The following is a 21,974-nucleotide window of genomic DNA, read 5'->3' as shown; positions in this document are numbered from 1 at the left end:
TTCGTCGTTCGCTCGCGCTCTCAACTACGAATATGCAGACGGCGTCGACTATCGCGGACTAACCGCCTTCGCTTCGCTATCCATGGCGGTCAGCGGAGGTTATGCCTGAAATGCCACAGCGCAGTGCCGTGCACTGTCGCGTGACTCAGCGGCGTGCCTTACTCCTCAGAAGCAACTGCTGCGCGGTTATCTAGCACTGAATCGATCAAGCCGTATTCGGCACTCTCTTCACCACTCATGAAGAAATCACGATCGGTATCGGCTGCAATCTTTTCAATCGACTGACCGGTATGGTCGGCAAGGATCTTGTTGAGACGTTCACGCACCAACAGGATCTCTTTGGCATGGCGCTCAATATCTGAGGCCTGACCCTGGAAGCCACCCAGCGGTTGATGAATCATGGTGCGAGAGTGAGGTAGCGCAAAGCGCTTACCTGCCGCACCACCCGCCAATAACACCGCACCCATGCTGGCCGCCTGACCGATGCACATGGTGCTGACGTCGGGTTTGATAAATTGCATCGTGTCGTAGATTGAGAGACCGGCACTGACCGAACCACCCGGTGAGTTGATATAGAGATGGATATCTTTATCGGGATTCTCTGACTCGAGGAAGAGCAACTGCGCGACAATCAGGTTTGCCATATGGTCTTCGACCTGGCCAACCATGAAGATCACGCGCTCTTTGAGCAGTCGTGAGTAGATATCGTAGGAACGCTCACCACGCTGCGTCTGCTCAACCACCATCGGAACCAGGCCTGATGCCTGAATACCGTCAAATCCACCAAAATTGCTCATTTAATCCCCTCGACTACGGCTTTGATTACTTAAGCAGTTTTCGACGCCATGACCTCTTCAAATGACTTCGCTACCTCGCTGACTTCGAGCTGCTCAACAGCCCAGTCAACGATCTGCTCTTCAAGTACTAGCGACTCTACGTGCGCCAGTGCCTCGCGATTACTGTAGTACCACTTCACAAACTCTTCTGGGTTGTCGTAGGTCTGCGAAACCTTATCGACCGTCTCACGGACACGATCAGGGTCAACCTTAATCTCATTTCTGTTGGCGACATTAGCCAAAATCAAGCTCAGCTTGACGCGTTTTTTCGCCTGCTCTTCAAACAGCGCACGAACCGGCTCCGGATCCTTCTGCATCTCGGGCGGCATCTGCAGACCCGACTGCTGCATCAGATTTCCGATCTCCTGATCGACCAGCGCCTTTGGCACGTCAAATTCGTTCTTCGACAGCAGCAGCTCCATTACCTGCTCTTTAACACTGCCCTTCACTGCCTGCTCAAGCTCACGATCCATATTGGCACGTACTTCATTGCGCAGCGTTTCGATACCGCCATCAGCCACACCAAAATCAACAGCAAAGGCATCATCCAGCTCAGGCAGGAAAGATTCAGCAACGGTGGTGACAGTGACCTTGAAGTTCACATCCTTACCCGCAAGCTCTTTGGCACCGTACTCTTCGGGGAAGGTCAGATCGAGGCTATGTTCCTCGCCCGCCTTGCTACCGATCAACCCATCTTCAAAACCGGGGATCATGCTATTGGCACCCAGCACAACGGCAACCTGCTGGCCGGTACCACCAGGGAACTCTTCGCCATCGATAGCACCGACAAAATCGATCATTACACGATCGCCATTCTGTGCCTCACGCTCAACGTCGTTCCACTCTGCCTTCTGATCGCGCAGCTTGTTGAGCATCTGTTCAAGATCTTCCACCCTGATCTCAACAACCGGCTTCTCGATCTTGGCACCCTCAAGCGCAGCAAGCTCAAACTCCGGATAGATCTCAAAGGTTGCAGAGAACTCCAGCGCCTTGCCCGCCTCGAGAGGCTTAGGCTCAATCAGAGGACTGCCTGCAGGGCGTAGATTTTCCTGATTAACCGCGTTGGAGAGCGCATTGCGAATCGCCTCTTCTACAATCTCGGCGCGAACCTGATCACCATACTGACGCTTAACCACCTTGAGCGGCACCTTGCCAGGACGGAAGCCAGCAACCTTGACCTGACCTTTCATCGACTCCAGACGGCTCTCAATGGCCTGTTCAATCTCCTCGGCGGGCACCTCAATGGTCATGCGGCGCTCAAGGCCCTCGGTTGTCTCGACTGAAACTTGCATTGAAAATCACCTCATCGCATGGAACGCATGCGTCTATATGGTTTAACTAACGGCAGCATTCGATTGCTGCCAATTCATCTCGAAACCCGCATCCAGCTATAGATAGGGGCGACTTTCGAGAACTACAACTAAAATATGGTGCGAAAGGAGAGACTCGAACTCTCACGGGTTGCCCCACTGGAACCTAAATCCAGCGCGTCTACCAATTCCGCCACTCTCGCATTGCCCTGAACAAACAGGTCAACTTGCCATTATACCGGGATCAGGGCGCCTCGCGGAAGCCCCTTTTTCAACCTATTTCAGGCAGCACCACAACCCAGGTTCACGATTTGGCAGTCAAATGCGAGAATCGGGACTAGGATCAGAATAAGAGAGCCATAAAGGTATCCCATGCAACCGATCAAACCGCTCAATAGCCAGCAGCTCTGTCGCCTTTGCGACCCGGACCAGTTTGAGTTTGAAACCACCGATGAGCTTGATGGCCTCAAAGAGATCGTTGGCCAGTCCCGCGCTGAAGAGGCGGTCCATTTTGGCATTGCGATACGTCGCGAAGGATACAATATCTACGCCCTTGGCCCCGCTGGCATCGGTCGTCACACACTGATCCAGCACTTTGTCGAACAGCAGGCCAGCAACGACCGCACCCCCTCCGACTGGTGCTACGTCAACAATTTCAAAGAGACACACAAGCCACTCGCACTCGAACTCCCCGCTGGCGAAGGAGTCGAGCTGCATCGAGAGATGGACCACCTGATCGAGGAGTTACTTAGCGCCATCCCCGCCGCCTTTGAAGGTGAGGAGTATCAGAATCGGGTTCAGGAGATACAGGACGCACTGAAAGAGCGCCAGGAGAGCGCCTTTGCGGAGCTACAGCAGGAGGCGGAACAGCACCAGATCACCCTGATCCGCACCCCATCGGGTTTTGCCTTCGCGCCCACCACAGAGGGCGAGGTCATTCCACCAGAGAAATATGAACAGCTCGGCCAAGAGGAGCAGGCACGCATTGAGCAGATTGTCTCCACACTGCAGGAGAAGCTGCACCACATTCTCAATCAGATCCCGCTCTGGAATAAAGAGGCACGCGAGCATACCAAGCAGCTCAATCACGAAGTCACTATGACCGCCGTTGCTCACCTGATCGACGCGTTAACCATCCGCTTCAGTAATCTGCCCAAGGTGGTGACCTATCTGGAGTCGGTACGCGATGATCTGGTTGAGAATACCGAGATCTTTATCAAACCGGACGGCAAAGAGAGTAAACAACCGAGCAATGCCACAGCTAACAATCAGAATTCTCTTTTCAATCGCTACCGCGTCAACCTGCTAATCGATCAAAGTGACTCAAAAGGTGCGCCGATCATCTACAACGACAACCCCTCATTCCAGAGCATGGTTGGTCGCGTCGAGCATATTGCACAGATGGGCGCCCTGATCACCGACTTCACCCTGATCAAACCCGGCGCTCTGCACCAGGCCAATGGTGGATACCTGATTCTTGATATTCGCAAACTGCTCACTGAGCCCTACGCCTGGGAGGGCCTCAAACGCGCTTTGCGCGCCGGAGAGATCAAGATTGAGTCGCTGGGGCAGATGCTTAGCCTGATCAGCACCGTTTCGCTTGAACCCGAACCGATCCCGCTCGATATCAAGGTAATCCTGATCGGTGACCGACTGCTCTACTACATCCTGCTCGAGTACGACCCCGACTTTGCTGAACTGTTCAAGGTGGCCGCCGACTTTGAGGAGCAGATCGAGGCTACCGCTGAGAATCGCCTACTCTATGCACGTCTGCTCGGCATGCTGGCGCATAAAGAGAAGCTCCTTCCTCTGCACCGCTCCGCCGTGGTGCGGGTGATTGAATACAGCGCACGTCGTAGCGGCGATAACGAGAAGCTCTCGACTCACGCCCGCACCCTGGTCGATCTGCTGTGTGAGGCCGACCACTTTGCCACCATCAACAACCACAGCGCGATCAACGACAGTGATATTCAACAGGCCATCGACGCACAGATTCGGCGCGCCGATCGATTACGTGAACATAGTTACGAAGAGATCAATCGCGGCACCCTGCTGATCGACACCTCCGGCAGCAAGGTAGGACAGGTCAACGCCCTTTCGGTGATCGATCTCGGAAACTTCCGTTTTGCACAACCGACACGAATTACCGCCACCACACGCCTCGGTGAGGGCGAGATCATCGACATTGAACGTGAGATCGAACTCGGTGGCGCCATTCACTCCAAGGGGGTGATGATCCTCACCGCACTGTTGGGCGAACGCTACGGCCAAAAACACCCGCTCTCATTCTCCGCCAGCCTGGTGTTTGAACAGAGCTACGGCGGAGTCGAAGGCGATAGCGCATCGATTGCAGAACTCTGCGCCCTGCTCTCATCACTTGCCAACAAACCGATTCTGCAATCACTCGCCGTTACTGGCTCGGTCAATCAACACGGCGAGGTACAGGCGATCGGCGGGGTCAATGAGAAGATTGAAGGGTTTTTCGATATCTGCCGCGGGCGCGGAGAGCTGGATGAACATGCGGTATTGATACCCGCCAGCAACGTCAAACACCTGATGTTACGCCGCGATGTGGTAGAGGCGGTCGAAAATGGTAGTTTCCAGATCTACCCCATCCACACCATCGACGAGGCAGCCACCCTGCTAATGGCCTGCGATGCAGGCGAAATGGATGATGACGAACACTATCCGGAAGGGAGCATTAACCAGCTGGTAGCAGAGCGGATTGAGAGCTATGCCACAATCCGCCACGAGTTTGGCGAAAAGGGAAAACACGATCCGGAGGAGAGCGAACCTCAGCCTCCAGAGTAAGGCTCAATCACTCTCTAGCCGGTCGATCTCATTCATCGGTCCCGACCAATCCTCTGGGCGAATCGCCTTGTCGCTATAACCTAGATCATCCTTATCGATGCCGTCGTAGGCGGCGCTCCAATCCTCCGGTGCCTCTGCCATCTCGAGATCAACCTCAAACCAGATTTCGAGATCAAGTTCCTCAACCTCACCATCCAGATGTTGAATCTCGATCGCACCTTCATCCTCATCAAACGCGACAACCTCAAACAGCTTGCCGGTCTCGGAATACTTGTACCACTCACCCACCTTGGGCTCAAACTCAGTAGCCATACAACCTCCCCCAGTGCACCCGATGGTCAACTTGGATAGAAGCAGTGCCTCATAAAACAAAGATAGCAGTAAACAGTGATTATCCAGCCCTCATCTGGCCGGAAACATTACTCATGCATAGAGATCTATCGAAGCCCCCGGTTCAACCTCGTCATCACTTTGGTAACGCGAATGAAGCTCATTACTCTGAGATTCGCCTTCCGCTGACTTGGAGGCCTCTTCGGCCCGTTCAGCGGCCAATTCTGTGCGCGCCTCAGCTGCCATACTGGCCGCCTCCGCGGCGATACGCTGATCCTGCGCCGAGGGTTCAGCGGGCGCGAGGGCTGCACGGCGAATCACCTCTGCCTTCTCCAAGGTTGCCTGGGGATCGTTGGGAACAGCCGAAGTATCAACACTCACCTCCCCAGCCACCGCGTAGTTCACCCCATCAGAACCGCGTTCGTAGGTAAAGCTGGCGCGACCTGTATAAGGGCCACCTACTGAGAGATGTGCCTGCTCATGCGCCCGCACCTCGCGATCCCGCTCCGCAAGCTGTCGATCTCTGGCAAGATCCTGCTCGGTCGGCTCATTCGCCTCTACGCGCCCCTCCTTCTCAGCGCTCTCTTTCTGCTCAACGCCCCCACTCCCTGGCTTGCAGTCTCTTTCTGATCCTCTTCAGCAGCAGGCGCAGCTGCTTCATCGCGCTTCACCTGCGCTGACCGCTATGGATAGCGAAGCGAAGGCGGTTAGTCCGGTCGGGGCGCCGCAGGCATAAACGGTCGCGTTAAGTTTTTGCCGCTTGCTTGGGCTTGGATGCCCAAAACAAGCTTCCGCAAAAATAGCGACTCCCCGGGCTCATACCAGAGAGAGTGTTAATGACTGAACCGATCTGTTGGGATGCGATCTGCATAGTTTTAAGAAAAGGCCTTGAGGAGGTTATTGAGTGTTTGATCGACGGCCTGCACAACCCTGGCCGAGACCTCAACCTGATCGCGTGCGCGCTGAAGCTCAGCGATAGGAGCAGTAAGATTTTCCTGCGGTGCAGCGGTCGCCGCAGCGGTGAGTTGTTGAGAGCTTTCAACCAGGCGCTGCTGCCCCTGTTTCAACCCCTGCAGTGATGTACCGAGCGCGCTGTCGATTCTCATAACCACAACCTCGTAGCTATTTAACCCAATACCCTGAATTATATCAGATCACAGTCTATTTACTGGAAGCAGCGCACAAAAAAGGGCTACCGTTTCCGGCAACCCATTGAATATGGTGGGATATCAAGGATTCGAACCTTGGACCAAGAGATTAAGAGTCTCCTGCTCTACCAACTGAGCTAATATCCCAAACTCATTTCGATCGTAATAATAAACGATCTAGATAATGGGGTGAACGATGGGGATCGAACCCACGACCACCGGAATCACAATCCGGGGCTCTACCGACTGAGCTACGCTCACCACTGAACTCTTCATACCTTGCGGCAATGAGAACCACCGGCGAATGGTACGCCCGACAGGACTCGAACCTGCTACCCTCGGCTTAGAAGGCCGATGCTCTATCCAGATGAGCTACGGGCGCATTGAACCTTTGTGACTGAGCCGCCTGACTGCTCATTCACCTTTACAATTGGTCGGGGTAGAGAGATTCGAACTCCCGACATCCTGCTCCCAAAGCAGGCGCGCTACCAGGCTGCGCTATACCCCGAGTAGCCTTCTTGAGGCACTCGACTTCTGCAAGGTACTGCAAGAAGGCTGGCGATAATAATCGCACTCCCCCCATGCCGTCAATTCCTTCCTGAAAAAAACACGAAAAAAACGTCTGTAGAGATCGTAATGGAACATTACATAGCGTGAGGGTCGCTTGTCGCAAGCAGCTACTGCATGAGAGAATTCACCGTTCATTCATACTGGATTTCACACCCATGACAGCGCAGATCATTGACGGCAAGGCGATCGCCGCCGAACTTAGACAAGAGATAAAGGGCAAGGTGGAGGCACGTACCGCCAAAGGACTGCGCGCACCGGGACTAGCTGTCATTCTGCTCGGCGCTGATCCAGCCTCCGAGGTCTATGTTCGCAATAAACGTAACGCCTGCGCCGAGGTCGGGGTGAATTCGATCTCCCACGATCTGTCCCCTGAGACCAGCCAGGAAGATCTGCTTAAGCTAATCGATGAGCTCAACGAAGACGCTACTGTGGACGGCATCCTGGTCCAGACTCCGCTGCCAGCGCATATCGATACCGAGACGGTGATCGAACGCATCCGCCCCGACAAGGATGTGGATGGCTTCCACCCCTACAACATCGGCCGCCTTGCGGTGCGCCTGCCAACGTTACGCTCCTGCACCCCCTACGGCGTAATCAAGCTGCTGCGCAGCACCGGTATGGAGCTGAAGGGCCAGGAGGCGGTTGTCGTTGGTGCATCTAACCACGTCGGTCGGCCAATGGGGCTTGAACTGCTTCTGGCTGGCTGCACCACCACCACCTGCCACCGTATGACGCGAGACCTCGAGGAGCAGATCAGGCGCGCCGACATCGTGGTCGTCGCTGCCGGCAAACCGGGACTGGTTAAGGGCGAGTGGATCAAACCGGGGGCGACCGTCATCGACATCGGTATCAACCGTCTCGATGACGGGCGTCTGGTCGGTGATGTCGATTTTGAGAGTGCCCGTGAGCGCGCAGGCCGGATTACTCCGGTACCGGGCGGCGTTGGACCAATGACTGTTGCTGTACTGCTCAACAACACCATTGAGGCGCTGGAACAGTTCCACTCATAACATGCCGTGGACGGAGCAACTACTCCGTCCACACGCCTCTAACTAGCCGCGGCGCCAGGTAGTACCGCCGGCACCATCCTCCAGGACGATTCCAGCCGCTTGCAGCTCATCACGAATGCGATCTGACTCGGCCCACTCCTTGTTGCTGCGCGCCGTCAGACGCGCCTCGATCAGCGTCTCAATCTGCTCGTTGCTGAGCCCCTCTTCGCTGCCGACTCCACCTTGTAGGTAGGCAACCGGATCGCGCTGCAGAATACCCAACAGCTGTGCCAGCTGTTTTAGCTGCGCCGCTATTTCAACCGCTTGCACGCCATCACTATCACGCAGACGATTGACCTCCTTGGCCATTTCGAACAGCACTGCCAGTGCTTCTGACGTGGCGAAATCATCATCCAATGCTGCATAAAAACGCTCAGTGTAGCCCTCACCTGCAGCAGCCTCCACGCCCTCAAGTGCAACCCCCTTCAGTGCGGTATAGAGCGTGCTCAGCGCTGCCTTGGCGTTATCGAGGTGTTTATCGGAGTAGTTGAGCGGACTACGATAGTGGCTGGTAAGAATGAAGTAACGGATCACCTCAGGATCGTACTGCTTCATCACCTCGCGAATGGTGAAGAAGTTACCGAGCGACTTCGACATCTTCTCATCGTCGACACGCACAAAACCGTTATGCATCCAGACATTTACAAACTGGCAGCCGGTCGCCGCCTCACTCTGTGCGATCTCATTTTCGTGATGGGGAAATTGCAGATCGAGGCCACCGCCGTGAATATCAAAGTGATTACCGAGACAGTGGGTCGACATCGCTGAACACTCAATGTGCCAACCGGGACGCCCATTTCCCCAGGGTGATTCCCAGCTCGGCTCCCCCGGTTTAGCCGCCTTCCACAGGACAAAATCGAGCGGATCGTCTTTTGCGGTATCGACCGCCACCCGTTCACCAGCGCGTAGATCTTCAGGGTTTTTACCAGAGAGCTTGCCGTAACCCTCGAACTTGCTGACATCGTAGTAAACGTCACCGTTGGCAGCCGGATAGGCGTAGCCCTTCTCGACCAACTTGGCGATCATCTCTACAATCTGATCCATATGGGTGGTGGCGTGTGGCTCCTCATTCGGGCGTAACACCCCCAGCGCATCGGCATCCTCGTGCATCGCCTCGACAAAACGGGAGGTCAGGTTAGAAAAATCCTCCCCGTTCTCGTTGGCGCGCTGGATAATCTTGTCGTCGATATCGGTCACGTTGCGCACATAGGTGACCTGCTGCTCGCCGTAGATCTTGCAGAGATAGCGATAGACCACATCAAAGACCACCAATACCCGCGCGTGGCCAATATGACAGTAGTCGTAAACCGTCATTCCGCAGACATAGATTCGTACCCGCTGCGGGTCGATAGGAGTGAAGGGCTCTAGCTGATTGCTCAGGTTATTGTGGATCTGCAACATATCGAAGTTTCCGAGGTCATAGTCATTAGCCGGTGGAAGCGCAGCGGGCAGTGTTGATCTTCCAGCCCTGCAACCGGTGGCGGGCATGTTAACGGAAAGCCAAATCAACGACAAAATAGGCTTTCCCCATCAGCCGCGCCACTTTATCATCTAACCCAGTTCAACCATGGAAAAAAAACATGAAACGCATACTGACCACCCTGCTCCTGCTGCTTACCTTCAACCTCGCCCAGGCCGAGATGCCCCCAACACCACATGTACTGCTTGAGACCAATGTCGGCAACATCACCATCCAGCTCCATCGCGACAAGGCACCGGTTACGGTCGAGAACTTCCTCACCTACGTCAACAGCGGTTTCTATAACGGCACCGTCTTCCACCGCGTGATTAGTGACTTCATGATCCAGGGCGGTGGATTCACCAAGACCTACACCAAAAAAGCGACTCGCGATGAGATCAAGAACGAGGCCGATAACGGCTTGAAGAATCGCCGTGGTAGCGTCGCCATGGCACGCACCTCAATCCCCCACTCCGCCACCGCGCAGTTTTTCATCAATACCGTCAATAACAGCTTCCTCAACCACAGCGCAAAAACCAAACGCGGCTGGGGCTACGCCGTCTTCGGTGAGGTCGTGAAAGGCATGGATGTGGTCGACAAGATCGAACAGATGCGCACCGGTTCAGGCGGTCCCTTCCCGCGTGACGTACCACAAGATGTTGTGATCATCGAACGCGCCTCCGTGGTAGACGACAAAACCGGTACCGCTGCACAGAACTGATGGGTGAGAGCCTCTTTATCGCCGACCTCCACCTACACGAGAGTCGGCCCGAGACGACGCGCCTCTTTCTCGACTTTTTGCAGCGAGAGAGCGCCTCGGCCGAGGCGCTCTATATTCTCGGCGACCTGTTTGAGATCTGGTTTGGCGATGATGATCCCGACCCAGGGAAACAGCAAATCGTCACGGCGCTCAAGGCGTGGCAAGCCCCACTCTTTTTCATGCACGGCAATCGTGATTTTCTGATTGGGGCGCAGTTTCTTACCGAGACGGGCGCACAACTCCTTCAAGATCCAACCCTGATCGAGCTTTACGGCAAACAAACACTGTTGATGCACGGTGACACCCTCTGCACCGATGACCAGGACTATCAGGCATTTCGAAACATGGTTCGTGCACCCGCACTGATTGAGCAGGTGCTCTCACTGGAGATAGGACCACGCATTGAGATGATCTCGGAGGTGCGCGCAAAAAGTCGTGCCGAGATGAGTGAAAAATCACTCGCGATTATGGATGCCAACCAGCAGGAGATCGAACAGGTAATGCGATCTCATCAGGTACAGCAGCTGATCCATGGTCATACCCACCGCCCAGCCATTCACGACCTTGAGCTAGATGGCCAAAGCGTACAACGCATGGTCGTCGGTGACTGGCATCAGCGGGGCAGCGTGTTGCGCTGCACTCCTGAGGGATGCAGTCTCGAGCCTATCGAGGCCTGAGCGTTCCGCCCACCCCTTCGAGGTAGTCGAGCTCCTCAACGGTAAAACCCGCCTCAAGTCGCGCCTCACGATGAAAGGGGCCGCGAATCTGTCCCTTCATATGCCGTTCCAGCAGCGCATCGAACTGCTGCTCAGAATCGAGCGCACGCTCACTACAGAGGTAGTGGAACCAGCGATTGCCGACTCCGACATGGCCGATCTCATCACGCAGAATAATATCGAGTAGCGCCGCGCCTTCACTATCCCCCACCTTCAGCAGCTTGGCCTTAATGCCCGGACTCACATCGAGGCCGCGCGCCTCCAGACAGCGCGGCACCAGCGCCATACGCGCCAATACATCGTAGGATGTCTCCTCAGCCATCTCCCACAAGCCGTTATGGGCGGGGAAATCCCCATACTCATAACCGAGCGTACGCAGATGGTCGCGCAGCAGACCGAAGTGGTACGCCTCCTCAAAGGCGATCTGAATCCAGTCGCTATAGTAGTCATTCGGCATATCGCGAAAACGGTAGACCGCATCCCAACCGAGGTTGATCGCATTAAACTCGATATGTACCAGCGCATGAAACAGTATCGCCCGCCCCTCAACCGTGGTCGGTTTACGCTGCTGCAATTCACGTGGACGCACTAGTAGAGGTCGCGCGGGACGACCGGGATCGGGAATCGGCTCAGCTTCAACCGTCGCATCAAGCGCACACTCACCCGCCTGCCATGCCGCACTGGCGGCGTTGGTCAGGGCGATCTTCTCATCGGGATCACAAGCATCAAGACAGCCCCGTGCCAGATCAAAAATACTCTGGATCATCGATCGCCTTCTCTATCAACGGACTGAGGGAGACGACTCATCCGGCCACAGCCGCCAGACCGCGGGCCAGGTCGTTTTTCAGATCGACGACATCTTCCAATCCCACCGAGAGACGCAGCAGACCATCACTAATACCCGACTCGGCACACTGTTCAGCAGTGAGACGGCCGTGTGTGGTAGTGGCCGGATGGGTAATCGTGGTCTTGGCATCACCCAGGTTGGCGGTAATCGATACCAGCTCGGTAGCATTGATAAAGCGCCACGCCTCTGCCTGACCACCTTCGAGCTCAAACGAGAGGATGCCACCCGCACCACGCTGTTGACTCGCCGCCAGCCCATGCTGCGGATGCGATTCGAGTCCGGGATAGTAGACACGTTTCACTGTTGGCTGAGACTCTAGCCAGTGCGCCAGCTCACCCGCCGACTCGCAGTGAGCGCGCATGCGGATTGAGAGTGTCTCCAACCCTTTGAGAAAGACCCAGGCATTAAAGGCACTCATGGTCGGGCCAGCCGAGCGCAAAAATGCATAGACATCACCGCCGACAATCTCCTCGCTGCCAACTACCGCGCCGCCGACACAACGTCCCTGCCCATCGAGATACTTGGTGGCGGAGTGGATCACGATATCGGCCCCCAGCTTCAACGGCTGCTGCAGCGCCGGTGTGCAGAAGCAGTTATCGACCACTAGCAGCGCACCATTGGCGTGTGCCAGCTCAGCGAGACGCGCAATATCGGCTACCTCGGTGAGTGGGTTCGAGGGGGTCTCCAGAAACAGTAGGCGTGTCTCTGGACGAATCGCCGCCTCCCACTCACTGTAGTCAGTCTGCGCAACAAAACTGGTCTCAACACCAAACTTGGTCAGGTAGTTGTTGAACAGCACCGTGGTGGTACCAAATATCGAACGTGAGGAGACGACATGGTCGCCCGCCTTCAGCAGCCCCATGCAGGTGGTGAGGATCGCCGACATGCCCGACGCGGTCGCCACGCAACGCTCTCCACCCTCCATCGCAGCCAGGCGCTGCTCAAAGGTGCGCACGGTTGGATTGGTGAAGCGCGAGTAGATATTGCCGGGTTGATCACCCGAGAAGCGCGCTGCAGCCTCTTCGGCTGATGCAAAAACAAAACTGGAGGTGGGGAATATCGGCTCTGCATGCTCCCCTTCAGCTGTGCGTTGCTGCCCAGCACGGACTGCAAGCGTCTCCAGTGCAAAATCGTCTAGACCATCTTCAAACATCGTTAACCTCCGGCCATTCTCTGGCCCTTTGCAACCACACGAATAACACCCCGCATGGCTCTGTCGATCACTTTCAAGCGGGCACAAAAAAACCCGCTCAGCCTTCCAGCAGAAGCAGGTTACCGCCTCTCTTTAGCTGGATTTATTTAGCGCCCGCAAGCTGAGTCAAATCGGCGCTTGATTGAAAGAGTAGAAAAACTGCCCCATGCATGTCAACTGCATGGCGTCAGCTGTTGTTATGTAAATCGATCGGAATCTGCTGCTGATCCCGCTCCGCCTTGGCCCCATCACTGCGGCTCGCCTCGAGTTGATTGAGGTAGTCAGGGGTCACATCACCGGTCACATACTCACCGTTGAATACCGAGGTATCGAAGCGCTGCACCGTCTTGTTCTTGCGGTAGAGAACCGATTCAATCAGGTCATCGAGATCCTGGTAGAAGAGCCGATCCGCACCGATCTCCGCTGCGATCTCCTGATCGTTACGGCCAAAACCGATCAGCTCACTGGAGGTTGGCATATCGATACCATAGACATTGGGATAACGCACCGGCGGCGCTGCTGAGGCGAAGTAGACCTTGTTGGCACCAGCATCGCGGGCCATCTGAATAATCTGCAGTGAGGTAGTACCGCGCACAATAGAGTCATCAACCAGTAGTACATTTTTACCGCGGAACTCGAGATCGATCGCATTGAGCTTTTGGCGCACCGACTTTTTGCGCTGTGTCTGACCCGGCATGATAAAGGTGCGGCCGATGTAGCGGTTCTTAATGAATCCCTCACGATAAAGAGTACCCAGTTCTGCAGAGAGCTGGACCGCCGAGGTGCGGCTGGTATCAGGAATCGGAATCACCACATCGATATCGTGATCGGGGAAGTCACGCTTGATCTTTTGCGCCAGCGTCTCCCCCATGCGCAATCGCGCCTTGTAGACAGAGATGCCATCGATGATGGTATCGGGGCGTGCGAAATAGACAAACTCGAAAATACAGGGGCTGTGAACTGGATTGTCGGCGCACTGCTGGCTATGCAGCTTGCCATCGACACTGACGTAAACCGCCTCACCCGGCTCAACATCACGCATCAGCTCAAAGCCGATCACATCGAGCGCCACGCTCTCGGAGGCGAACATATACTCGGTCACCCCCATCTCACCCTCGCGTTTACCGATTACCAGCGGGCGAATACCGTTGGGATCACGGAAGGCAACTATGCCGTAACCGGTTACCATCGCCAGCGCCGCATAGGCACCCTTGCAGCGACGATGTACACCGCGCACCGCCTCGAACACATCGTTTTCATCAATGCGCAGCTTGTTCTGACGATGCAGCTCATGGGCAAAGACGTTTAGCAGCACCTCAGAGTCAGAGCTGGTATTGATATGGCGCAGATCCTCACGGAACAGATCCTCCTTGAGGGTATCCGCGTTAGTCAGGTTACCGTTGTGTGCCAGCGAGATGCCGTAGGGGGAGTTGACATAAAAGGGCTGCGACTCGGCAGAAGATGAGCAACCGGCAGTCGGATAACGGACATGACCGATACCCATATTGCCCTTGAGCTGCAACATATGGCGAGTACGGAAGACATCCTTCACCAGACCATTATCTTTGCGCAGAAAGAGCTGACCGTTATCACTGGTCATAATACCGGCGGCATCCTGACCACGATGCTGCAATACAGTGAGCCCATCATAGAGCGCCTGATTAACGGGTGATGTAGCTACAACGCCGACTATCCCGCACATGAGTTCAATTCCTCGTACATATCACAGAAGTGAAAAGTGGCATCCCCGCCACGTATCAACTAATAGGAGAAGTTACCTGCATACTCCGCAGGCAGGAAGCTGATCATCCATATCGCCATACGCTGGAAGTGAACCAGAAATGTCGACTCACCCCACCAGGGATCCTGCGGCAGCGGGGTTAGTCCCGCAAAGACCACAATAATGGCCACAATCAGAACGCCTCGCGCAATACCAAATAGCATCCCAACGGCACGATCCGTACCCCCCAGGCCAGTTTTTTTCACCAGCTGGCCAATCAGGAAGTTGGTCAAGCCACCGACAATCAGTGTGGCTAGAAAAAGGATTGCGAAGGCGGCGATCATACGCGCTGAGGGGGTATCGATCATCCCCTCCAGTCTCAGTGCGAGATCATTGGAGAAGGTCAGCGCGATCCAGAAGGCCGCGATCCAGATCACCAGCGAGAGCGCCTCGCGCACAAAACCCCGTGAAACACTGATCACCATGGAGATAGCAACAATCGTCAGGATGACGTAATCGATCCAGATCATGACAGGGTTCTCAGAGGTACCAAGCGCAGGTGCGGTCGGTATTTCGCAGCAGGGAGAGCGGGGTGCGTTTCATGGGCGGATTCTAACAGAGCCGGTAGGGGAACTGAACACTGAAGCACCGCTAGCGGTGCTTCATAATCACACCCTTCAGGCTCAGCTTGCTCTTCAATGCATCTCGCCGCTGCTTGATCCTGGTGTATGACATTTCGGGACCCACTCGCACCCGGTAGGTCGCCCCTGAGGCCGATTTGATGCGCTCAACAAAGGCGGTAAAACCGCGTTTGCGAATCTTATCGCGTAGCGCCAGTGCATTCTGCTGCTGTTTGAAGCTACCCACCTGAACAACCCAGGCGGTCAGGCTATCACCCTGTGAGGCTTTGGCCTCTACCGGTGCTGGCTTATTCGCTGTTTCGACCTTTACCGGTGCAGGCTCTGCAACAACCTCGGTCGGCCTCGGCTCGATCGGTGCCAGCCCCGTATCGACCACCGTGGGCGGCTCTTCAGGCAACGGGATGGTCACCTCGGTGATCTCAGGTGATTCTAGAAAATCGACCTCGGGTGTAACAGGGTCGTAGAGACGCCCTGCCACCTCTGGCTCAGGCTCCGGCGGTTCGATCAACATCGGAATAAAGATCACGCCAAGCGCCACCAGAACCACTGCGCCGACAAGGCGCTGCTTAAGCCAATCATCCACTGCTTCCACCATCCATTAAGGTCACACCCACCCGTGCATTATATGACTTGTGGCAACAGTTCCGCCACGGTAAAAAATGAGCCAAAGACAACAATTCGATCACCCTCTTTGCTCTCTCCCTCAGCAGCCTGCATCGCCCCGGTGAGTGAATTAAATGAGTCGAACGGCTGGGCGGACAGATTGGCCTGTTGAGCGAGAGCATCGCGATCAAGCCCACGCGCAACATCAAGCCCAGCGAGATACCAGTGATCCACCTCATCCTGTAGCGCCGAGATGACACCCCCCACATCTTTATCGTCGAGCATCGCCACCACAGCCAGGGTTCGCCCACCACCTCGGCTTGCACGAAGATTAGCCGCCAACTGGCGAGCGGCATGGGGGTTATGCGCCACATCGAACAGTTTCTCCACCGCACCAGGAATACGCTGAAAACGACCCGGCAGTGACGCCTCTTCGAGCCCTTGTGCAATCGCCTGACGCTCAACCATAAAACGGGGGTTTAACAACCGTAGTACCTGTAGCGCCACTGCAGCATTGTTGAGCTGGCACTCCCCGCTGAGCGATGGAATCGGCAAGTCAGCGAGCTTCTGACCATCAGACCACCAACGCCAGCCACCATCTTCACACTCATAACCAAACTCAGAACCGAAACGATAGAGCACCGCGCCGATCTGTTCAGCATGCTCAAGCAGTCGCTGTGGAGGATTGGAATCTCCGCAGACAGCAGCTCTCCCAAAACGAAATATGCCTGCCTTCTCAAAGCCGATCTGTTCGCGATCATTGCCGAGCCAGGCGATGTGATCGATATCGACGGAGGTCACCACCGCAACATCGGCATCAATAATATTGACCGCATCGAGCCGCCCCCCCAATCCCACCTCAAGCAGTACGATATCGAGCTGCGCCTCGGCAAAAAGATCAAGTGCCGCAAGGGTGCCAAATTCGAAATAGGTCAGTGAGGTTGTGCAGCGCGCCCGATCGATACGCTCAAATGAACGACAGAGCGCCTCGTCACCAACATCTTTCCCATCGATACGGATACGCTCGTTGTAGCGAAACAGGTGCGGCGAGGTATAGCTTCCAACGCGGTAACCGGCGCGACGCAACATCGACTCAAGCAGCGTCACGGTAGAGCCTTTGCCGTTGGTACCGCCGACTGTAACGACCGTGGAACGGTGCCCTTCAGGCCGCAGCCGCGACCAGACTTCGGAGACTCGCTGCAGACCCAGCTCGATTTCACTCGGATGCAACCCCTCCTGCCAGGAGAGCCATTCAGAAAGCGTAGAGAAACGCATGGGAAGACTAGATGAGAGGTGTCAGATGACGGATAACAGGATTAAGGCAGACAACCAAACGGTTCATATCCACCACTCGTTTCCCGCAACCTGCTACCCGCCTCCTTATTTTCAGGCTGGCTGCTTGGTCAAAATACTAAGCAGGCCAGAGACCTGGTCGCGCATATCGCGTCGATCGACAATCATATCGACCGCACCATGCTCAACCAGGAACTCGCTGCGCTGGAATCCTTCTGGCAGCGTCTCACGCACTGTCTGCTCAATGACTCGCGGACCGGCAAAACCGATCAGCGCCTTCGGCTCAGCGATGTTCACATCGCCCAACATCGCCAAACTGGCAGAGACACCGCCCATGGTCGGATCAGTCAGGATGGAGATAAAGGGAATCCCATTGCTTGAAAGCCGCGCCAGTGCAGCACTGGTCTTCGACATCTGCATCAGCGAGATCAACGCCTCCTGCATGCGTGCACCACCACTGGCCGAGAAACAGACCAGCGGAATACCGTGCTCGAGCGAGGCGTTGGCTGCACGCACAAAACGCTCACCAACTACCGACCCCATCGAACCACCCATGAAAGAGAACTCAAACGCTGCGGCAACCAACGGCAGACCATTCACCTGCCCCTGCATCACGATTAACGCATCTTTCTCATTGGTGTTTTTCTGTGCCTGGGCGAGGCGATCGCGATATTTTTTGCTGTCCTTAAACTTGAGCACATCGACCGGTTCTATCTCAGCACCAATCTCTTCACGCAGCTCGGCATCGAGAAACGCCTCCAGGCGGCGGCGTGCGCCGATGCGCATATGGTGATCACACTTGGGGCAGACATCGAGGTTGCGCTCCAGCTCAGCGCGATACAGCACCGAACTGCATGCCGTACATTTGATCCACAGCCCCTCAGGAACCGTGCGTTTATTACCACCTTCGGTGCGAATGCGCGAAGGCATCAATTTTTCGAACCAGCTCATAATCTCGGTCTCGATCTTATTCTCAGTTAAACCAGGGCCAGCAACTATCTGACCACATAATGCCGCTATGCGGCGGCCTCGTCCAACGCACCACGAAGCTCTGTAGCAAATCGACTCAATTCGGCCAACAGTGCAGCAGGGTCTGCGCTCAGCTCCTCAACACGTCGTATCACTGCGCTACCCACTACCACCGCGTCACCGCTACCCGCAACACGTCGTGCCGAATCAGCATCCTTTATACCAAAACCGACGCCCACGGGAAGATCTGTAATCCCGCGTATCTCTGCGACCTTATTGGCCACCGCATCGGTATCGAGGTGACCGGCTCCGGTCACACCCTTGAGCGAGACGTAGTAGACAAAGCCACTTGAGCAATCGGTAATCTTTTTGATCCGTTCCGCACTGCTGGTCGGTGCAATCAAGTAGATCGAATCGAGTCCCCGGTCACGGAAGGTAGTGACCACACTGTCACTCTCCTCCGGTGATAGATCAACAATCAACGCACCATCAACTCCGGCAGCGGTTGCTCGCTCGGCAAACTGCTCATAGCCCATCAGCTCGACCGGATTGAGATAGCCCATCAGTACCACCGGGGTCTCACTATCCTTGCTGCGAAACTCACTCACCATCTCCAATACCTGCGCGAGTGATACATGGTGTTCCAGGGCCCGTTCATAGGAGAGCTGAATCACCGGACCATCAGCCATCGGATCGGAGAAGGGAACACCCAATTCGATCAGGTCGGCACCACCCTCGACCAACGCATGCATCATCTGCACCGTCAATCCCGGCTCGGGATCGCCTGCGGTGATAAACGGTATTAGCGCTTTGCGATTCTTTACCTTGAGGTCTGAAAATTTCTGTTTGATTCTGCTCATAGCTCCCGCCCTCCATGGCTCTCGCCAAATGAAGCACAGGGATGTGCAAATGCCGCGGAGGCATGGATGCCAATGAGCGACGCATACGTCGTGTATTTCATACCTCAATCCCCTCCAGTGCTGCTACGGTGTGGATATCTTTATCACCACGTCCGGAGAGATTAACCAGGATAATCTGGTCCTTTGCCATCGTTGGTGCCAGCTTGGCGGCATAGGCGAGTGCATGGCTCGATTCGAGCGCCGGGATGATGCCCTCAATGCGGGTCAGCGCATGGAAGGCGGCCAGCGCCTCATCATCGGTCGCAGCCACGTAGTTGGCGCGCCCACAATCTTTGAGCCAGGCGTGTTCTGGTCCCACACCGGGGTAGTCGAGACCCGCCGAGATCGAGTGGGTTTCGATGATCTGCCCCGCCTCATCCTCCATCAGGTAGGTGCGGTTACCGTGTAGTACTCCCGGTTTGCCGTCACACAGTGGAGCAGCATGTTTTCCCGACTCGATACCGAGTCCACCGCCCTCAACACCGTAGATCTTCACGCTCTCATCTTCGAGGAAAGGGTAGAACAATCCGATTGCATTTGAACCACCACCAACACAGGCAACCAGCGCATCGGGCAGCTTACCCACCTCATCCTGCAACTGCACTTTAGACTCCTCGCCGATGACGGTCTGGAAGTCACGCACCATGGCTGGGTAGGGGTGCGGTCCTGCCACGGTACCGATAATGTAGAAGGTGTCATCAACATTGGTCACCCAGTCGCGCATCGCCTCGTTAAGTGCATCCTTCAAGGTGGCTGAACCGGAGGTAACTGGCACCACCTTGGCACCAAGCACTCGCATGCGGTAGACGTTGATCTTCTGCCGTTCGATATCTGCCGCACCCATGTAGACGATGCACTCCATACCGTAACGAGCGCAGACAGTCGCCGTCGCCACGCCGTGCTGCCCAGCACCAGTCTCGGCGATAATCCGCTTTTTGCCCATACGCTTGGCCAGTAGTGCCTGACCGACGGTATTGTTCACCTTGTGCGCGCCAGTGTGGTTGAGATCCTCACGCTTGAGCCAGATCTGCGCACCACCGAGCTGCTCGCTCCAGCGTTGCGCGTGGTAGACCGGTGAGGGACGGCCGACAAAGTGCTTCAGCTCATGGGCCAGCTCCGCCTTGAACTCGTCATCGTCCTTGTACTTCTCGTAGGCCTCACGCAGCTCATCGATCGCCTCCATCAACGTCTCGGCAGCAAACACACCACCGTAAGGACCGAAATGCCCATGCTCATCGGGCATATTTTGGTACGACATTTTCTTCAACCTCTATTCGGAATCAGCACGAGCAACGGCCCGCATAAAATCGGAGATCATCGTTTCACCCTTGATCCCCTTCTCAATCTCAACCCCACTACTCACATCAACCGCATAGGGGTGTGACTCTCTGATCGCATCGGCCACATTGGCCGGGTGCAGACCACCTGCCAGCAACAGCGGCAGTGCGACATCTTGCGGAATACGCCCCCAGTCGAAGACCTCACCAGTGCCACCTCGTGCCTTGGCACTGAAGCTATCGAGCAGCAATCCCTGCGCAGAGGCGAACTGCTCCGCCTCGTGATGCAGATCGACACCCTCACCCATCCTGATCGCCTTGATATAGGGGCGTCCAAATGAGGCACAGAACTCAGGACTCTCATCACCGTGAAACTGCAGCAGTGTGACCGGTACCTGCTGCAGCACCTCACGAACCTCATCGGAGTCGGGGTTCACAAACAGCGCTACCACCGTGACAAATGGCGGTAATGCAGCGGTAATACGCTGTGCCTGCTCGATACCCACCGCTCGTGGACTGGGAGCATAGAAGACCAGACCAATTGCATCGGCACCATACTGCACCGCAGTCAGCCCATCCTGCTCACGGGTAATCCCACAGATTTTTGCGCGTGTTCTACTCATCAGATCGATCGTGACAAAGGAGCTAACTCTACCAGAATTCAGCCCCTGCTTCAGAGCAGCAGCGGCCCGCTGCCACTATCGGGAATGGCGAACTGCTCAGGGTAGCGAACCTTCACCAGATAGAGACCATGGGGTGGTGCAGTCACTCCCGCCTGGGTGCGATCACGCAGCGCCAAAACCTCTGCAGCCCACTCAACGGACTGATCACCCGAACCTATGGCTATCAACACACCGGCAATGTTTCTCACCATATGGTGCAGAAAGGCGTTCGCTTCCACCTCGATCACAACAAAGTCACCGCTGCGTGTCACCTTGATCTCATCGAGTCTGCGCCATGGCGTGTTCGACTGGCAGCCCTGTGCGCGAAACGAGGTGAAATCGCACTCTCCCAGCAGCGCCTGAGCCGCCCGGTGCATACGATTGGCATCTAGCGGGGCATAAATCCAGCTCACCCGGCCACTCATCACCCCAGGGCGACTATCGCGATTGAGAATAACGTAACGGTAACGTCGGCCAGTGGCCGAAAAGCGCGCGTGAAAATCATCACTAACCCGCTGTGCCCAGGTCACGCTGACGCCATCAGGCAGATTAGCGTTACTGCCCAACATCCAGGCCCGCTCGCGCCGCTCGGCGTCACTCTCGAAATGGATCACCTGACCGGTTGCATGAACTTCAGCATCGGTACGGCCCGCACAGACCACCACGATCGGGTGGTTGGCAACCTTTGTCAACGCCGCTTCGATCGACTCCTGAACACTCGGAACACTGCGCTGGCGCTGCCAGCCATGGAAGCTACTACCGTTATATTCAATCCCCAGCGCAATCTTCATTCGACGTCTACTTCTTCTCACCAAACATCAAGGGTACTAATCAGTTTCCAATAGGCCAAAGCAAAAGGACCGCCCGATTGGGCGGTCCTCG

At 55.7% G+C, this 21,974-nt stretch carries 21 protein-coding genes, 5 tRNA genes and 1 pseudogene; 5 read left to right on the top strand and 22 right to left on the bottom strand.

Annotated elements, in window-relative coordinates; genetic code table 11:
- Nucleotides 1-158: 158 nt before the first annotated feature.
- The 3 genes from clpP to BOW52_RS06330 all read right to left on the bottom strand — a co-directional run bounded on the left by clpP (nt 159) and on the right by BOW52_RS06330 (nt 2,349).
- A complete protein-coding gene (clpP, locus tag BOW52_RS06340; protein WP_078483251.1) occupies nt 159-797 on the bottom strand; it encodes an ATP-dependent Clp endopeptidase proteolytic subunit ClpP in 639 nt (212 codons plus the stop codon).
- Nucleotides 798-826: 29 nt separating this feature from the next.
- The gene (tig, locus tag BOW52_RS06335) at nt 827-2,128 is read right to left on the bottom strand and encodes a trigger factor (RefSeq protein WP_078483250.1); all 1,302 of its coding nucleotides are present in this window, start codon (nt 2,126-2,128) and stop codon (nt 827-829) included.
- A 136-nt stretch (nt 2,129-2,264) separates the two neighbouring features.
- Nucleotides 2,265-2,349, bottom strand: a tRNA-Leu gene (locus BOW52_RS06330).
- A 169-nt stretch (nt 2,350-2,518) separates the two neighbouring features.
- Here BOW52_RS06330 and BOW52_RS06325 point away from each other — a divergent pair.
- Entirely contained in the window at nt 2,519-4,957 is a 2,439-nt protein-coding gene (locus BOW52_RS06325) for a Lon protease family protein (RefSeq protein ID WP_078483249.1), read from the top strand.
- Between the two features lie 3 nt (nt 4,958-4,960).
- On the opposite strand, the gene BOW52_RS06320 is transcribed toward BOW52_RS06325, so the two are convergent.
- The gene (locus BOW52_RS06320) at nt 4,961-5,269 is read right to left on the bottom strand and encodes a DUF6763 family protein (protein ID WP_078483248.1); all 309 of its coding nucleotides are present in this window, start codon (nt 5,267-5,269) and stop codon (nt 4,961-4,963) included.
- A 111-nt stretch (nt 5,270-5,380) separates the two neighbouring features.
- Nucleotides 5,381-5,848, bottom strand: a pseudogene (locus tag BOW52_RS06315) (putative metalloprotease CJM1_0395 family protein); the annotation flags it as partial.
- Nucleotides 5,849-5,900: 52 nt separating this feature from the next.
- Between BOW52_RS06315 and BOW52_RS17690 the strand changes: the two are divergent.
- Nucleotides 5,901-6,023: a hypothetical protein gene (locus tag BOW52_RS17690; protein ID WP_269087638.1), complete on the top strand. Its 123-nt coding sequence runs from the start codon at nt 5,901-5,903 to the stop codon at nt 6,021-6,023.
- A gap of 139 nt (nt 6,024-6,162) precedes the next feature.
- Here the strand turns inward: BOW52_RS17690 and BOW52_RS06310 are convergent, their stop codons facing one another.
- From BOW52_RS06310 to BOW52_RS06290, 5 genes are all read right to left on the bottom strand, one after another.
- Nucleotides 6,163-6,393, bottom strand: a complete 231-nt coding sequence (locus tag BOW52_RS06310) for a hypothetical protein (RefSeq protein ID WP_078483247.1) — start codon at nt 6,391-6,393, stop codon at nt 6,163-6,165.
- Between the two features lie 113 nt (nt 6,394-6,506).
- A tRNA-Lys gene (locus BOW52_RS06305) sits at nt 6,507-6,582 on the bottom strand.
- Nucleotides 6,583-6,620: 38 nt separating this feature from the next.
- Nucleotides 6,621-6,696: transfer RNA gene (locus tag BOW52_RS06300), tRNA-His, on the bottom strand.
- A 44-nt stretch (nt 6,697-6,740) separates the two neighbouring features.
- A tRNA-Arg gene (locus BOW52_RS06295) sits at nt 6,741-6,817 on the bottom strand.
- Nucleotides 6,818-6,866: 49 nt separating this feature from the next.
- Nucleotides 6,867-6,943 (bottom strand) — tRNA-Pro (locus BOW52_RS06290).
- Nucleotides 6,944-7,160: 217 nt separating this feature from the next.
- Here BOW52_RS06290 and folD point away from each other — a divergent pair.
- Nucleotides 7,161-8,015, top strand: coding sequence for a bifunctional methylenetetrahydrofolate dehydrogenase/methenyltetrahydrofolate cyclohydrolase FolD (gene folD, locus BOW52_RS06285; RefSeq protein WP_078483246.1), 855 nt, complete (start codon nt 7,161-7,163; stop codon nt 8,013-8,015).
- Between the two features lie 42 nt (nt 8,016-8,057).
- On the opposite strand, the gene cysS is transcribed toward folD, so the two are convergent.
- Nucleotides 8,058-9,455, bottom strand: coding sequence for a cysteine--tRNA ligase (gene cysS, locus BOW52_RS06280; protein WP_078483253.1), 1,398 nt, complete (start codon nt 9,453-9,455; stop codon nt 8,058-8,060).
- A 179-nt stretch (nt 9,456-9,634) separates the two neighbouring features.
- Between cysS and BOW52_RS06275 the strand changes: the two genes are divergently transcribed.
- Together BOW52_RS06275 and BOW52_RS06270 are read left to right on the top strand one after the other, a co-directional pair.
- On the top strand, nt 9,635-10,234 hold the full coding sequence (locus BOW52_RS06275) for a peptidylprolyl isomerase (protein WP_078483245.1): 600 nt from the start codon (nt 9,635-9,637) through the stop codon (nt 10,232-10,234).
- Nucleotides 10,234-10,950 carry a UDP-2,3-diacylglucosamine diphosphatase gene (locus BOW52_RS06270; RefSeq protein WP_078483244.1) on the top strand — a complete coding sequence of 239 codons (717 nt, stop codon included), beginning with the start codon at nt 10,234-10,236 and terminating at the stop codon, nt 10,948-10,950. The genes BOW52_RS06275 and BOW52_RS06270 overlap by 1 nt, the downstream gene beginning before the upstream one ends.
- Here BOW52_RS06270 and BOW52_RS06265 read toward each other — a convergent pair.
- The 11 genes from BOW52_RS06265 to truA form a co-directional block, all read right to left on the bottom strand.
- Nucleotides 10,937-11,755, bottom strand: a complete 819-nt coding sequence (locus BOW52_RS06265; protein ID WP_078483243.1) for a ferritin-like domain-containing protein — start codon at nt 11,753-11,755, stop codon at nt 10,937-10,939. The genes BOW52_RS06270 and BOW52_RS06265 overlap by 14 nt on opposite strands.
- A 37-nt stretch (nt 11,756-11,792) precedes the next feature.
- On the bottom strand, nt 11,793-12,989 hold the full coding sequence (locus tag BOW52_RS06260) for an O-succinylhomoserine sulfhydrylase (protein WP_078483242.1): 1,197 nt from the start codon (nt 12,987-12,989) through the stop codon (nt 11,793-11,795).
- 226 nt (nt 12,990-13,215) lie between these two features.
- Nucleotides 13,216-14,730 carry an amidophosphoribosyltransferase gene (purF, locus tag BOW52_RS06255; protein ID WP_078483241.1) on the bottom strand — a complete coding sequence of 505 codons (1,515 nt, stop codon included), beginning with the start codon at nt 14,728-14,730 and terminating at the stop codon, nt 13,216-13,218.
- A 59-nt stretch (nt 14,731-14,789) separates the two neighbouring features.
- Nucleotides 14,790-15,278: a CvpA family protein gene (locus BOW52_RS06250; protein WP_078483240.1), complete on the bottom strand. Its 489-nt coding sequence runs from the start codon at nt 15,276-15,278 to the stop codon at nt 14,790-14,792.
- 121 nt (nt 15,279-15,399) lie between these two features.
- Nucleotides 15,400-15,972 carry an SPOR domain-containing protein gene (locus tag BOW52_RS06245; RefSeq protein WP_172840207.1) on the bottom strand — a complete coding sequence of 191 codons (573 nt, stop codon included), beginning with the start codon at nt 15,970-15,972 and terminating at the stop codon, nt 15,400-15,402.
- A 38-nt stretch (nt 15,973-16,010) separates the two neighbouring features.
- Entirely contained in the window at nt 16,011-17,267 is a 1,257-nt protein-coding gene (gene folC / locus BOW52_RS06240) for a bifunctional tetrahydrofolate synthase/dihydrofolate synthase (RefSeq protein ID WP_078483238.1), read from the bottom strand.
- A 111-nt stretch (nt 17,268-17,378) separates the two neighbouring features.
- A complete protein-coding gene (accD, locus tag BOW52_RS06235) occupies nt 17,379-18,236 on the bottom strand; it encodes an acetyl-CoA carboxylase, carboxyltransferase subunit beta (RefSeq protein WP_078483237.1) in 858 nt (285 codons plus the stop codon).
- Between the two features lie 65 nt (nt 18,237-18,301).
- On the bottom strand, nt 18,302-19,114 hold the full coding sequence (gene trpA / locus BOW52_RS06230; protein ID WP_078483236.1) for a tryptophan synthase subunit alpha: 813 nt from the start codon (nt 19,112-19,114) through the stop codon (nt 18,302-18,304).
- A gap of 97 nt (nt 19,115-19,211) precedes the next feature.
- On the bottom strand, nt 19,212-20,411 hold the full coding sequence (gene trpB, locus BOW52_RS06225) for a tryptophan synthase subunit beta (protein ID WP_078483235.1): 1,200 nt from the start codon (nt 20,409-20,411) through the stop codon (nt 19,212-19,214).
- Between the two features lie 12 nt (nt 20,412-20,423).
- Nucleotides 20,424-21,053 carry a phosphoribosylanthranilate isomerase gene (locus BOW52_RS06220; protein ID WP_078483234.1) on the bottom strand — a complete coding sequence of 210 codons (630 nt, stop codon included), beginning with the start codon at nt 21,051-21,053 and terminating at the stop codon, nt 20,424-20,426.
- A 50-nt stretch (nt 21,054-21,103) separates the two neighbouring features.
- Nucleotides 21,104-21,883: a tRNA pseudouridine(38-40) synthase TruA gene (gene truA, locus BOW52_RS06215; RefSeq protein ID WP_078483233.1), complete on the bottom strand. Its 780-nt coding sequence runs from the start codon at nt 21,881-21,883 to the stop codon at nt 21,104-21,106.
- Between the last annotated feature and the right edge of the window lie 91 nt (nt 21,884-21,974).

The organism is Solemya pervernicosa gill symbiont (assembly GCF_002020875.1).
Classification (GTDB): Bacteria; Pseudomonadota; Gammaproteobacteria.
Note: the sequence above shows the minus strand (reverse complement) of the source record. Positions and strands in the feature narration are given on the sequence as shown.

What these genes read in the sequence shown, in the direction of transcription:
- clpP (WP_078483251.1), bottom strand. Translation starts at nt 797, where the DNA reads ATGAGCAATTTTGGTGGATTTGACGGTATTCAGGCATCAGGCCTGGTT.
- tig (WP_078483250.1), bottom strand. Translation starts at nt 2,128, where the DNA reads ATGCAAGTTTCAGTCGAGACAACCGAGGGCCTTGAGCGCCGCATGACC.
- BOW52_RS06325 (WP_078483249.1), top strand. Translation starts at nt 2,519, where the DNA reads ATGCAACCGATCAAACCGCTCAATAGCCAGCAGCTCTGTCGCCTTTGC.
- BOW52_RS06320 (WP_078483248.1), bottom strand. Translation starts at nt 5,269, where the DNA reads ATGGCTACTGAGTTTGAGCCCAAGGTGGGTGAGTGGTACAAGTATTCC.
- BOW52_RS06310 (WP_078483247.1), bottom strand. Translation starts at nt 6,393, where the DNA reads ATGAGAATCGACAGCGCGCTCGGTACATCACTGCAGGGGTTGAAACAG.
- folD (WP_078483246.1), top strand. Translation starts at nt 7,161, where the DNA reads ATGACAGCGCAGATCATTGACGGCAAGGCGATCGCCGCCGAACTTAGA.
- cysS (WP_078483253.1), bottom strand. Translation starts at nt 9,455, where the DNA reads ATGTTGCAGATCCACAATAACCTGAGCAATCAGCTAGAGCCCTTCACT.
- BOW52_RS06275 (WP_078483245.1), top strand. Translation starts at nt 9,635, where the DNA reads ATGAAACGCATACTGACCACCCTGCTCCTGCTGCTTACCTTCAACCTC.
- BOW52_RS06270 (WP_078483244.1), top strand. Translation starts at nt 10,234, where the DNA reads ATGGGTGAGAGCCTCTTTATCGCCGACCTCCACCTACACGAGAGTCGG.
- BOW52_RS06265 (WP_078483243.1), bottom strand. Translation starts at nt 11,755, where the DNA reads ATGATCCAGAGTATTTTTGATCTGGCACGGGGCTGTCTTGATGCTTGT.
- BOW52_RS06260 (WP_078483242.1), bottom strand. Translation starts at nt 12,989, where the DNA reads ATGTTTGAAGATGGTCTAGACGATTTTGCACTGGAGACGCTTGCAGTC.
- purF (WP_078483241.1), bottom strand. Translation starts at nt 14,730, where the DNA reads ATGTGCGGGATAGTCGGCGTTGTAGCTACATCACCCGTTAATCAGGCG.
- BOW52_RS06250 (WP_078483240.1), bottom strand. Translation starts at nt 15,278, where the DNA reads ATGATCTGGATCGATTACGTCATCCTGACGATTGTTGCTATCTCCATG.
- folC (WP_078483238.1), bottom strand. Translation starts at nt 17,267, where the DNA reads ATGCGTTTCTCTACGCTTTCTGAATGGCTCTCCTGGCAGGAGGGGTTG.
- accD (WP_078483237.1), bottom strand. Translation starts at nt 18,236, where the DNA reads ATGAGCTGGTTCGAAAAATTGATGCCTTCGCGCATTCGCACCGAAGGT.
- trpA (WP_078483236.1), bottom strand. Translation starts at nt 19,114, where the DNA reads ATGAGCAGAATCAAACAGAAATTTTCAGACCTCAAGGTAAAGAATCGC.
- trpB (WP_078483235.1), bottom strand. Translation starts at nt 20,411, where the DNA reads ATGTCGTACCAAAATATGCCCGATGAGCATGGGCATTTCGGTCCTTAC.
- BOW52_RS06220 (WP_078483234.1), bottom strand. Translation starts at nt 21,053, where the DNA reads ATGAGTAGAACACGCGCAAAAATCTGTGGGATTACCCGTGAGCAGGAT.
- truA (WP_078483233.1), bottom strand. Translation starts at nt 21,883, where the DNA reads ATGAAGATTGCGCTGGGGATTGAATATAACGGTAGTAGCTTCCATGGC.